14 protein-coding genes are annotated in these 12,562 nt (G+C 41.8%); 3 read left to right on the forward strand and 11 right to left on the reverse strand.

Annotation, left to right across the window (positions count from 1 at the left end):
- Positions 1 to 289: 289 nt before the first annotated feature.
- The gene (locus tag AB5935_RS07870; RefSeq protein WP_007831421.1) at positions 290 to 1,567 is read left to right on the forward strand and encodes a phosphoribosylaminoimidazolecarboxamide formyltransferase; all 1,278 of its coding nucleotides are present in this window, start codon (positions 290 to 292) and stop codon (positions 1,565 to 1,567) included.
- Positions 1,568 to 1,668: 101 nt separating this feature from the next.
- On the opposite strand, the gene AB5935_RS07875 is transcribed toward AB5935_RS07870, so the two are convergent.
- From AB5935_RS07875 to hpt, 10 genes are all read right to left on the reverse strand, one after another.
- The gene (locus tag AB5935_RS07875) at positions 1,669 to 2,340 is read right to left on the reverse strand and encodes a porin family protein (RefSeq protein WP_032935419.1); all 672 of its coding nucleotides are present in this window, start codon (positions 2,338 to 2,340) and stop codon (positions 1,669 to 1,671) included.
- A 141-nt stretch (positions 2,341 to 2,481) separates the two neighbouring features.
- Entirely contained in the window at positions 2,482 to 3,087 is a 606-nt protein-coding gene (locus AB5935_RS07880) for a porin family protein (protein ID WP_007831415.1), read from the reverse strand.
- Between the two features lie 203 nt (positions 3,088 to 3,290).
- Positions 3,291 to 3,827, reverse strand: a complete 537-nt coding sequence (locus AB5935_RS07885) for an outer membrane beta-barrel protein (RefSeq protein ID WP_007842229.1) — start codon at positions 3,825 to 3,827, stop codon at positions 3,291 to 3,293.
- Positions 3,828 to 4,031: 204 nt separating this feature from the next.
- The gene (locus AB5935_RS07890) at positions 4,032 to 4,223 is read right to left on the reverse strand and encodes a hypothetical protein (RefSeq protein WP_007831411.1); all 192 of its coding nucleotides are present in this window, start codon (positions 4,221 to 4,223) and stop codon (positions 4,032 to 4,034) included.
- A gap of 4 nt (positions 4,224 to 4,227) precedes the next feature.
- Positions 4,228 to 4,851, reverse strand: coding sequence for a M23 family metallopeptidase (locus tag AB5935_RS07895; RefSeq protein WP_007831408.1), 624 nt, complete (start codon positions 4,849 to 4,851; stop codon positions 4,228 to 4,230).
- Positions 4,852 to 4,860: 9 nt separating this feature from the next.
- Complete coding sequence (locus AB5935_RS07900) at positions 4,861 to 5,520, reverse strand: B3/4 domain-containing protein (RefSeq protein ID WP_032935416.1); 660 nt, start codon at positions 5,518 to 5,520, stop codon at positions 4,861 to 4,863.
- 39 nt (positions 5,521 to 5,559) lie between these two features.
- Complete coding sequence (gene pgeF / locus AB5935_RS07905) at positions 5,560 to 6,342, reverse strand: peptidoglycan editing factor PgeF (RefSeq protein ID WP_007831406.1); 783 nt, start codon at positions 6,340 to 6,342, stop codon at positions 5,560 to 5,562.
- Positions 6,339 to 7,523, reverse strand: a complete 1,185-nt coding sequence (gene obgE / locus AB5935_RS07910; RefSeq protein ID WP_007842224.1) for a GTPase ObgE — start codon at positions 7,521 to 7,523, stop codon at positions 6,339 to 6,341. Before obgE ends, pgeF begins: the two co-directional genes overlap by 4 nt.
- A 115-nt stretch (positions 7,524 to 7,638) precedes the next feature.
- On the reverse strand, positions 7,639 to 8,208 hold the full coding sequence (locus AB5935_RS07915; protein ID WP_007831404.1) for an adenylate kinase: 570 nt from the start codon (positions 8,206 to 8,208) through the stop codon (positions 7,639 to 7,641).
- A 40-nt stretch (positions 8,209 to 8,248) separates the two neighbouring features.
- Positions 8,249 to 8,785, reverse strand: a complete 537-nt coding sequence (hpt, locus tag AB5935_RS07920; RefSeq protein ID WP_007851109.1) for a hypoxanthine phosphoribosyltransferase — start codon at positions 8,783 to 8,785, stop codon at positions 8,249 to 8,251.
- 119 nt (positions 8,786 to 8,904) lie between these two features.
- Between hpt and AB5935_RS07925 the strand changes: the two genes are divergently transcribed.
- Positions 8,905 to 10,440 carry a bifunctional ADP-dependent NAD(P)H-hydrate dehydratase/NAD(P)H-hydrate epimerase gene (locus AB5935_RS07925; RefSeq protein WP_007851111.1) on the forward strand — a complete coding sequence of 512 codons (1,536 nt, stop codon included), beginning with the start codon at positions 8,905 to 8,907 and terminating at the stop codon, positions 10,438 to 10,440.
- Positions 10,441 to 10,476: 36 nt separating this feature from the next.
- A complete protein-coding gene (locus AB5935_RS07930) occupies positions 10,477 to 11,526 on the forward strand; it encodes a DUF4831 family protein (protein ID WP_007851113.1) in 1,050 nt (349 codons plus the stop codon).
- Positions 11,527 to 11,604: 78 nt separating this feature from the next.
- Here AB5935_RS07930 and AB5935_RS07935 read toward each other — a convergent pair.
- The coding region (locus AB5935_RS07935; protein WP_368327387.1) for an MFS transporter at positions 11,605 to 12,562 on the reverse strand (958 nt) is incomplete at its 5' end.

Below are 12,562 nucleotides of genomic sequence, written 5' to 3' on the forward strand. Positions count from 1 at the left end.
AGGACGAGGTACGCAGCACACACAACTGAGTTAGCAAAAACAGATGCCAATGCTACCACTCTTGAAAAACTTTAGGAAGGAAAACAGAAAAATGTTGTATCAAGCCTGAAACATACTTTCCCACCAAAGTCCGACAGACCCAAAAATCCGAATAAAAATGAAACTCAGTTCCTGTTTAAATGTTGTTCAGCATTCTTTTGAAAGTTTTTTTTTTTTTAAATTAAACAACCTCTCATATCGCAAAGCAATTCCTATCTCACATCCCAGCTTCCCCCAATAACACCCGACCATGTTGTTTGCAACCAAAAACAGTTCTTATAACCTGTCTTCCCCATTTATTTTGTACCTTTGTCACACATTGAAAATCAATAAACCGAAATATTATAAAACTATGGCAAAGGAATTAGAATTAAAGTACGGCTGCAACCCCAATCAGAAGCCGTCACGCATCTTCATGCAAGAAGGGGAACTGCCTATCGAAGTATTGAACGGACGTCCCGGATACATCAATTTTCTGGATGCTTTCAACAGCTGGCAACTGGTCAAGGAATTGAAAGAAGCTACCGGACTGCCCGCAGCAGCCTCTTTCAAGCATGTCAGCCCGGCAGGAGCTGCAGTAGGAATCGAGTTGAATGACACCTTGAAGAAAATTTATTTTGTAAACGACCTACCACTTACCTCATTGGCTACCGCATATGCCCGCGCTCGTGGCGCTGACCGCATGTCTTCTTACGGAGACTTTATCGCATTGAGCGATACTTGCGACGAAGCTACCGCACGCCTCATCAACCGTGAAGTTTCAGACGGTGTCATAGCTCCCAATTATACACCGGAAGCGCTAGAAATCCTGAAAAACAAACGCAAGGGGACATACAATGTAATTAAAATAGACCCAGCTTACCGCCCTGTACCTATTGAACACAAAGATGTATTCGGTATTACTTTTGAACAAGGCCGCAACGAAATCAAACTGGACGAAAGCCTGCTGACCCATATTCCAACTAAAAGCCAGCATTTTCCAGACGAAGCAAAACGCGATTTGATTATTGCCCTCATCACCTTAAAATATACACAAAGTAATTCTGTTTGTTATGTAAAAGACGGACAGGTTATCGGCATCGGTGCCGGCCAGCAAAGCCGCATCCACTGTACACGTCTTGCCGGTAATAAAGCGGATATATGGTATTTGCGCCAACATCCTAAAGTAATGAATCTGCCGTGGGTAGAAAAAATCCGCCGTGCAGATCGTGATAATACAATTGATGTCTATATCAGTGACGACCATGAAGATGTTTTGGCTGACGGCATCTGGCAACAATTCTTCACAAAAAAACCGAAAGTACTGACCCGCGAAGAAAAGCGCGCATGGCTGGATACCATGAAGGGGGTATCATTGGGATCGGATGCTTTCTTCCCATTTGGTGACAATATAGAACGTGCGCATAAGAGCGGAGTGGCATACATAGCACAAACCGGAGGTTCTGTACGTGATGACCATGTAATTGACACTTGCGACAAATACGGCATCACCATGGCATTCACTGGTATTCGTTTATTCCATCATTAATTATTCATACTCAGTGCAAATTGCAACACGGATTTACAGATATAAAGCAAGTCATGTTTAGTCTGCAAAATCCGTGTTTACAATCCATATAAAAAATCGTCTTAAAATTTATATCCCGCTGTTACAAACCCGGTAATATTTTTCCCTTGAAGTTCTTTTTGAAGTTTGCACAGCCCTAACCGTCCTTCCACTCCTATCATATAATGCCGGTATTCCACCGACAACCCTATTGCCACTCCATAATCGAAACGGCGCAGATCAAGTCCGCCTTTGCCAAAAGTATCTATTTCAACCACATTTCCAGTATTCCAATCCGGCGTAGAAGATGATGACCAGCGATGCCCTAAAGCCTTGGTTTTACCACCAATCCCCCATGCTCCATAGGGCCCTGCAGCAACAAGTATATGAGTATTCCGATCCATTGCAAACCGGGCTGCCACCATTACAGGCAATTCCAAATAAGATACATTTACCTTCGCCTGAGCCGAAATTCCATCTGTTTCAACAGCCGTATGATTAGTCCCTTTGGAAACAAACGAGACGCCTGTTTGTAAAGACCAGACCTTATCAAAAGGGCATTCCAGACCAATGCCTAATTTATACGCCAGCTTTACTTTAGGAGATCCCATATTATCACCTATAATATTTGCCATGCCGATACCGGCCTTTATACTCCAATCCACCTGATTCTGAGCCGGAGCCACCGTTCTTACCATCACAAACAGTGCAAAAAGAAGTAGTTTTATCACCCTTACCCTATCTATTAGTGCCATATCCAAAAAGTTTGTGTCCTTAATCATAATCTGCAAATATAGCTTTTATTTTATAAACCACGTTTCATCTAAAAAAAATGGCTGCTTCTTTCTAAAAGAGAAACAGCCGTTCTTTATATATTTATAAGATTATATCTGTGGTCAGAATTTATAACCGATAGTGGCCAATGCAGAAAGATTATAAGCACTAGCACCACTAGCTACTTTAGTAAAACTTGTGCCAGTTTCAACACCTACGACTATTTTGCCAAATTCAAAAGCAACTCCTAAACCCAAACCGGCATCAAATCTTTTTAAACCATCATCACCGAAAGTATCAGCTTTCTCGGATACACCATCTATTTTAGTTTTTCCGCCAACTCCGTAAGCCAAATACGGACCACCTTTGAAAAGAAGGTCAAAATTACTGGCTGTATGTATCCGAGCACCAACCATCAAAGGCAGTTCCAGATAAAGCTGGTTGATTGTCACATCAACCACGTCCCAAGCATCAGTTACTCCATTACCTTTCACACCTTTAGAAATAAAATTCAAACCTGTCTGGAAAGACCATACATTAGTATTAGCAAAAGGTACTTCCAAACCTATACCCACTTTATAAGCAAATTTAGCATCTGTACCATCCGTATCATCACCATACCAGTTTGACATACCAATACCCGCATTCACATTCCACTTCAGATTTGATTGTGCAGAAACACCTAGTGTAACCAATGACAATAAAATAAAAAAGGCTAGTTTTTTCATGACTGTTTGTTTTTAGTTAATAATAAATTTCAGTTCCCAATTCGTTTGTACCGTCGTTACATTCACAAATATAAGCTTTATTTTGGAAACCAGTCCTAATGTGTAAAGAAAATAAGCGGAATCTTTCATGGAATGAAAAATTCCGCTCACCAAACTATTATATAGTTATATGATTCCTGATTATCAGATACACTTATATATGATTAGAATATATAATGAAAGCCAAAGTTTAACTCATCCGTATCAAAATCTATACCAACATTTTCACTCTCATATCCATGATTCTCTTTTTTGGAATATCCAAGGAAACCATACTTGGCAACCAGACAAAAATGATCAGACAATTTGATGGCAATACCCGGTTTAATACCAATATTCCACGAATTCAAAGCGTCATTTCCCTTCGTTTTTGAAGTAGAAAAGCCAAATCCGCCATCGGCAAATAACCGGACCACATTACTACTCAAAAAGAAATAACGTGCATAAGGAACAATAGTGAAAGTATTAGTTTTCACATCACCGCTTTTATTATATTCATAACCGACTACTGTACCGACAGACCAATCTTCACTTAGTTCATAACCGACTTCCGGCAGAATCTTGAAAGTAGTATTCCTTACTTCTGTTCCTTCTGTTTCCACTTTATCAGAACCTACTCCAAATGTTCCACCTACATACACCTGCGCATTTGCAGTAATAGCAATCAATGCTACAATAACAGACAATACAATCTTTTTCATCTCTTTTGTCATTTTTAAATTAAACTTTTTACCTATTGATTCACGCTGAAGAGGTTTGCCTTCTTTGTGTTTTGCATTGTAAAGGTACTGTTTATTTTATATTTTGCAACATATTTTACACAAGAACGAATAATTCCAAAACAAAAGAGAGGATAATTAGTTAATTATTAATAAAATACTGAATATTAAATTCAATCTACATTCCTATTTATTCTTATGTCTGTTAGCACGTTTTTTACGAAACTCAGCTTTCATCTTGGCAGCTCCCGACCCATGCAACCCTGTTATATAACTTTTCTTTTTAGCCTTGGTCTTCACTTTATCTTCTTGTTTACCATTAGGAGATTTACCACCTTTGAATACAATTCCTTCAGTGATTGCTTTTTCTATATCCATCGTCTCATTTTTTAGGCGTTAAATTCTGTTTTACTATCACTCTATTGCCGGTTTTGGCACAAACAATTTCCGTTTTGCGCAAAGTACGACCTTTCATATCAAAAATCAGATTCGGATTAAAATGTTGTCCATCTATCCGGAATTCCAAATGAAGGTGTTCGGTAGTGGCACGTCCGGTTCTGCCTGTCAGCCCTACTGCATCACCGGCCTTCACGATATCTCCGGATTTTACCAAGTTCCGGGAATTATGACTATAAATACTTTCCAATCCATTATCATGACGCACAACAACTACATTTCCATAAGCAGCGTATGTTTTTGCCATACGTACTATTCCATCAAACGCACAGCGGATAGTATCATTGGCCTTAGTCTTTATATCCGTTCCACTGTGCCCCCGGCGAGCTCCGTATGCAGAAATCACTTTACCACCGGGAAGAGGAAAACAATATTCATTCTCTTTTATACTATCCAGATGAATGGAGAAACTTTTGCGCTCATTAAAGAGCCCGGGGGTATTGACTCTGATATGGTTCACTTCCATCGCGGTAAAATTACTCTTAGCCGGTCCCCCAGCCCATGCTACCACACTTATGAACAATAAAAATAGTAATTGTGTGCTTTTCATTATCTTATTTTAAAAATAAATTAATTCTTCATCCTTGGACGCTGCAAACTCTTTCAAGAGCTCCAACATATAATCTGCCGCTTCCTGCAAACCTTCCTTGCCACTATATCCATTAATAATGGTCAGCAGATGCGTAGTTCCCGCCTCCAGTTTAGTACGCTCATTATCACTGGTTGGTGTACCGATTCCGCCCATAGCATCTCTGTAAACAGGCATTCCTTCTATATTCAACTCTCCACGTCCTATCCCTTCATAAGGTTCTCCGGATTTACCGATACCCAGCACCAATGTATCTCCTTGTATTTTATCCGCATCAAAGCCGCCGATGGAATATCCGTAACGAATAGATACCAAGTTAATCAGATCTACCAAAGTATCTATCTGATACAAGGGAATTCCACGCAGGATTCTACGGCAAAGCGCTTCCCCCGAAGGACGATAACGGCTAGGGTCTTTTCCACATTTCTTATAAGCCTCCCGAGTGGCATGAATCGTAACCATATCCTTAATGGAATCCGTAGTGTACATTTCACGATAGCGTACAGTGAACTCGTCTATCTTTTTCCACAAAGATTCGCTATAAGCAGTGTTTTTTACCGTAGCACGGATGGCTATACCGGCAAACTGCGGACAGGCTTTCTTTATTTCTTTCGATACTTTTATTTCCATATTCATTTTTATACTGCGTTATTCCAATGAGTGTGTTCCTCAGACACCTAAAAGAATGCCCGATAATATCCTTCCCGACCGAATTCCTTGCCGGCGAGCCGAAAAGAAATCATCGTTATTATGATACGTACAAATGCCGGATACCTCAATATGTTCAGGTTTCACACCGTATGTCAACAGCTGCTGACGGTTGGCTTTCCACAAATCAATATGCCATTTTGCTTCTTTACGGGCTATCTGATTCATATCAAACCCCGCCTCATAAAAAGCTTGATAAACTTCATCCCCTACTTCAAAAGCCTCCAATGAAATACTGGGACCGATGCAAGCAATGAGATCCTTCCCTTGCGAACCGTATTGATCGCTCATGACCGAAACTGTCTTCTCTACAATCCGGGCCACCGTACCACGCCATCCGGCATGAATGGCAGCCACTACCTTCTTTCGAGTATCGTATAACAAAACAGGAACACAGTCGGCCGTAGATACACACAAGCAATAACCGGGAATGTCTGTTACCAATGCATCCACTCCTTCCAATTCAGTATTTACATGAATAGTATCCACAACTTTCACATGGTCACTATGGGTCTGGTGCGGAATCACGAGTTCTACCGATTCCCCGGGCAGCAAGCTACGCAGCAATTCCCGGTTGCGGTTCACATCTTCTGCCTCGTCCCCGCAATATCCGTTACAATTGAACGAGGTGTAGTTCCCCTTACTACAACCTCCGTGACGGGTGGTAGAAAAACAAGAAATGTTGGGATATGCCTTCATCAGCTCATATCCCAACATTTTATTATCTGATGTCAGCCATTTCATTTCTTTTCCTCTTCTTCGTCCCAATCCTCATCTTCATATTCATAATCGAAGTCATCATCGGCATCTTCTTCATATTTATATTCAAAGTCCTCATCCTCACCCATGTCTTTCAACTCTTCCTGCAGTTTGGCAACATCTTTGGCGCGATGAACAATTGTTTCCGTACGGACACCTTCCAACTTATTGCTGTCTTTATTCAATTCTGTCCATAAAATATCCTTCAGCTGCTGTATCCCCAGACCAGTCACCGATGAGATAAAGATATGCGGAACATTATCCGGCAATGTCGGTTCCAACATGGCAATCAGTTCTTCATCCAACATGTCACTTTTGGTAATGGCAAGCACACGTTGTTTATCCAACATTTCCGGGTTGAAGGTAGCCAACTCATTCAGCAGGATTTCATATTCCTTACGGATATCATCTGTATCACCCGGTACCATAAAGAGTAACAAAGAGTTGCGTTCTATATGGCGCAGGAAACGAAGTCCCAGTCCTTTTCCCTCACTGGCCCCTTCAATAATTCCGGGAATATCCGCCATGACAAAGGATTTTCCTTCACGATAGGACACGATGCCCAAATTCGGCTCCAGCGTAGTAAACGGATAATTGGCTATTTTAGGACGTGCCGCCGATACAGTAGACAATAAAGTGGATTTCCCTGCATTAGGAAAACCTACCAAACCTACATCAGCCAACAGTTTTAATTCTAAAATAACCATCAGTTCCTGCATGGGTTCTCCCGGTTGTGCAAAACGTGGCGCCTGGCGGGTTGCTGTACGGAAGTGCCAGTTTCCCAATCCCCCACGTCCTCCCTTCAACAGAGTTATTTCTTGTCCGTGTTCGGTGATATCACAGATATATTCACCTGTTTCAGCATTATAAACCACTGTACCACAAGGTACTTCAATAACTTTGTCTTCACCATCTTTACCAAAGCTTTTATTCTTTGAGCCATTGCCACCGTGTGTGGCAAACACGTGGCGGTCATACTTCAGATGAAGCAATGTCCAATAATTACGGTTTCCCCGCAAAATAACATGACCTCCTCTACCGCCATCACCACCGTCAGGACCACCATTGGGTACATACTTCTCACGACGCATATGCGCAGAGCCTCGCCCGCCCTTACCCGAGCGGCAATATATCTTCACATAATCAACAAAATTCGATTCAGCCATAATTAATAATTTACTAATTTTCCAACTTACTAATGTGCCAATGAAACTGTACTCCATGTATCATTATGCTGACTGACACTTTGGTGGACTGCTACATCAGCACATTAGCACATTATTATAATTTTTCGACAGTAGCAACAATGTCGGCAAAAATAGCATCCATCGTACCCAAGCCGTGAATATGCTGATATTTACCTTCGTTCTTGTACCAGTCAATCAGCGGAGCCGTCTGCGAGTGATAAACAACCAAACGCTTCTTTATTGTTTCTTCGTTATCATCAGCACGTCCCGATTCCTGTCCACGCTTAATCAGGCGGGTCATCAGTTCTTCTTCGGGTACATCCAAATCCAACATAACAGATACTTCCTGTCCACGTTCGGCCAGCATTTTCTTCAACGCTTCTGCCTGGGCGATGGTTCTGGGGAACCCATCAAAAATAACCCCTTTGCTTTCCTTGAAACTATCCAGCGTGCTTGCCAGAATATCAATAATCAATTCATCAGGCAACAACTGGCCCTGATCAATATATCCTTTGGCTGTCTTTCCCAATTCTGTACCCTTCTTAATCTCAGCACGAAGCACATCCCCTGTTGAAATGTGATTAATACCGAACTTCTCTACAATACGTTCACTCTGAGTACCCTTACCAGAACCCGGAGCTCCAAAAATTACAATGTTCAACATCTTGTTTTATCCTTTATTTTTATATTTAGTTGTACAAATTTCATTCCATTACGGTGTAAATATCCCGATAGTTACGTCCCAAACCATCATAATCCAAACCATACCCCACAATAAAATCATTGGGAATACGCATGGCCACATAATGTATATCCAGTTCCACCTCCAATTTATCAGGTTTCAATAACAAGGTAGCAATACGGATTTCTTTCGGTTTTCCAGCTTGTAATGTTTCCAACAAGTGCTTCATTGTCACCCCGGTATCCACTATATCTTCCACAATCACCACTGTACGACCCTCAATATTATCATTCAAACCTACTAACTCTTTTACCTTTCCGGTAGAAGAAGTTCCTGCATAAGAGGCCAGTTTCACGAAAGAAATTTCACTAGGGATGGTAAGGTTACGCATCAAGTCGGCAGCAAACATGAACGCGCCGTTCAATACACTTAAAAACAAGGGATTAGCTCCTTCTAAATCCCGATTAATCTCACTCGCTACCCGTGCCACTTCTTTTAAGATCCGTTCTTCAGGAATGAAAGGAGTGAAACGTTTATCTTTGATTTGAATGGTATCCATAACCGCTATTTTATTAAATTGCTGCAAAAATAACATTTTTATTCCAAGTATCGAAGTATTCACATAACCTCTTTTTGTAAATAGTGTTATCTTTGTACGTTCAAACAAAAGAGATTGTCATGAAAATTATTTCGAGCACCCAACTAAAAGAGCTGGACAAGTACACGATTGCCAAAGAACCGGTTGCCTCCATTGATTTGATGGAACGGGCAGCCGAAGAGCTGACTCGTGCCATTACCCACCGATGGGATACTTCTTTCCATATTGCAGTATTCGCCGGACCGGGAAATAATGGGGGCGATGCGCTTGCCGTAGCCCGTATGTTGTCTAAACAAAACTATCACGTAGAAGTCTTTCTGTTTAACACCAAAGGAAAACTGTCGGAAGAATGTCAGACTAATCTTGAACGGTTAAAAGAATGCGGCTCGGTCTATTTTACCGAAGTAAGCACACAATTTGATCCCCCAGTCTTGACAGAAAAGCATCTGGTAGTAGACGGATTATTCGGTTCCGGACTCAATAAACCACTGAACGGCGGATTTGCTGCTGTAGTGAAATATATTAATGCATCCAAGGCACAGGTAGTAGCCATTGATGTACCTTCAGGATTAATGTGTGAGGACAACACTTATAACATCCGTCAAAACATGATACGTGCGGATGTCACTCTCAGCATTCAGTTACCTAAGCTATCCTTTCTTTTCCCCGAAAACGAAGACATTGTAGGCGAATGGCAACTATTGGACATCCAACTGAAAAAAGACTTTATTGATACAGCACAAAGTCCCTACTATATCACAGAGGAAGAAGAAATTCGCAGCCTCATCAAACCGCGGAAACGATTTGCCCACAAGGGAGCTTTCGGACATGCACTGCTCATCGCAGGATCTTATGGCATGGCAGGAGCATCCATTTTATCTGCCCGTGCCTGCCTGCGTTCGGGAGTGGGATTACTGACTGTCCATGTACCTATCCACAACCATGATTTACTTCAGACCACTGTCCCCGAAGCCATTGTACAGACAGACATACACGACCATTATTTTGCCGAACCCGTAGATACAGACCGTTATCAAGCCATAGCCATCGGTCCGGGATTGGGACAAGAAGAAGATACAGCGTTAGCCATGATGGAACAAATACAAGGTTGTCCGGTACCTTTAGTATTGGATGCGGATGCCATTAATATTTTCGGCACTCACCGCAACTGGCTCAGCCGGATGCCGAAGCGTTGTATTCTCACCCCCCATCTAAAAGAACTGGAACGACTGATTGGTAAATGCATGGATACTTACGAACGGCTGACAAAGACTAAAGAACTGGCTGCCTATCTGCAAAGTTATATCATTATAAAGGGATCATGGAGCACAGTTGTCACCCCCGAAGGAAATTGTTATTTCAATCCCACCGGGAATCCAGGTATGGCAACTGCCGGCAGCGGTGATGTGCTGACCGGTATTCTGGCAGCCTTATTGGCACAAGGATATACTCAAGAAGACGCATGCCGCCTGGGGGTCTACGTACATGGTCTGGCAGGAGACATTGCGGCGGAAGAAAAAGGAGAAATAGGGACCACCTCAAGTGATCTTATTGACGCATTACCCGCAGCATGGAAGAAATTAACAGAAACAAAAGGCAGATTTACAAAAGAATAGCTATATTTGCTTACATATATGATAGAATATAGAAATATGAAAAAAGGATTAATCGCAGCAGGGTTGCTGGTTTCATTGAGCGGCACCGCACAAGATGTCAGTACATATACTCCCGGAACCATGGGAGAAGGAGTGGTTTATTATTTGCCTAAGACCGAAATAGAATTGCAAGTCATCGCAACCAAAGTTGTCTACACTCCCGGAGAATTCTGCCAATACGCCGACCGCTATCTGCGCCTGACAGGCATATCATCCCAACCGGAAGAACATTGGGAAATAAACAGTATCAAGGTAAATTCCATAGGCATTCCTGATCCGGACAATGCATACGCTGTAAAACTGAAAGACAAAAGTGCCGCCTCACAAGTAGAATTGACTCCTGAAGGAATCATAAAGGCTATCAACACCACCTCTCCTATAGAAAAAGCACCTGTAACAAAGGTTGCCGATACGGCCAAAAAACGTATTGACCCACGCAGTTTTATGACCGAAGAGATTCTGATAGCCGGTTCTACCGCTAAAATGGCTGAATTGGTGGCAAAAGAAATCTACAATATACGAGAAAGCAAAAACAGCCTAACCCGCGGACAAGCAGATTATATGCCCAAAGACGGAGCTGCTCTAAAACTCATGCTGGACAATCTGGATGAACAGGAACAAGCCATGATGCAAATGTTTGCCGGCACAACAGACCGCACAGAAAAATCGTTTACCATCCGCATAAAGCCAGAAGCAGGCATGAAAGAAAAAGTCGCTTTCCGTTTCTCAAAGAAACTAGGGATGCTGGATGCCGATAATTTATCCGGTGAACCTTATTATATCTCCATCATCAACCAAGAAACACTGCCACCGGTGGATCCGAAAGGCAAAGAAAAAAAGAAAATGGATGGTGTTATTTATAATATTCCGGGAAAAGCTCAGGTTACCGTATTCACTCCAAACAAACGTTATTTTGACGGAGAACTACCTGTTACACAATTTGGAACAACGGAATGTCTGGTAGATAACCTTTTTAATAAAAAAGTAAACACACGAGTGATCTTTAATCCTAATACCGGAGGAATTGTGAAGATTGATAAAGACTAAAACTTCATCTCACCCCTATATAGCAAAATGAGGGTATCCATGCACTGGATACCCTCATTTTCACTAAAAGACAATCAATTATTTTTTGATATTTGGTTCCTCCAATCCATACCCCTTTTTCTTATTCTCACCTTTCAGCCACAAAGCAAAGAACAACGCAGCCACACCAAAGCCTGCAAATATCCACATGGGAAGTGTATAATCATAAGTCTGCATCCCATCTACTACCGGTCCTTTGCAATACTCATTCAAGACAAAACCAATCAAGGCAGGCACACCCATCAACCCCCAGTTTTGTACCCAGAAGATCAAAGCGTAAGCTGTACCCAACTGCTTTTCCGGAATAATCTTAGGAACAGAGGGCCACATAGCCGATGGCACCAAAGAAAAGCCAATCCCCAATATAATCATAATGATAGTAGCAAACCACCATACATTCAAGATAGGTAACGCAAACATTGTATGAACAAAAATCAACAGCACAGAACCGATGATCATCAGCGTAGCTCCCTTGCCTATCCGATCATACACATTACCGAAAAGCGGAGTAAGGAACAAAGTTCCCAATGGTAACAGACTAGGAATAGTACCTGCCAATTCCGGATCTACATTATATTTCTGCACCATCAGGTCTGTGGCATATTTCAAGAAAGGGAATACGGCAGAATAAAACAACACACACAGCAACGCAATCAGCCAAAATCCTTTATTGGTTACAATCAACCAAATATCTTTCATACGGAAAGGCTCTTCAGGTTCCGCCCCTTCCTCTTCTAAAGAAGCATCCAGTTTCTTGTCATAGAAAGTATAAATAAAAAATGCTATCGTACCAATACAAAGCATAGTAAGGCACAGCAACAATGGAGCAGGGATATTAGGATGGAACACACCCTCATCATCAGTAATTCCAAAGAAAGTAGCGATAGGAACCGTAACAGCCAAAGCCAGCATAGTGCCTAAACGAGCTGTCGCCATCTCCATGCCCATGGCCAAAGCCATTTCTTTTCCTTTGAACCACTTCACAATAATTTTTGAG

Origin of the sequence: Phocaeicola sp. RTP21198st1_B8_RTP21198_201120, assembly GCF_040929485.1 — a bacterium.
Lineage (GTDB): Bacteria > Bacteroidota > Bacteroidia > Bacteroidales > Bacteroidaceae > Phocaeicola > Phocaeicola dorei.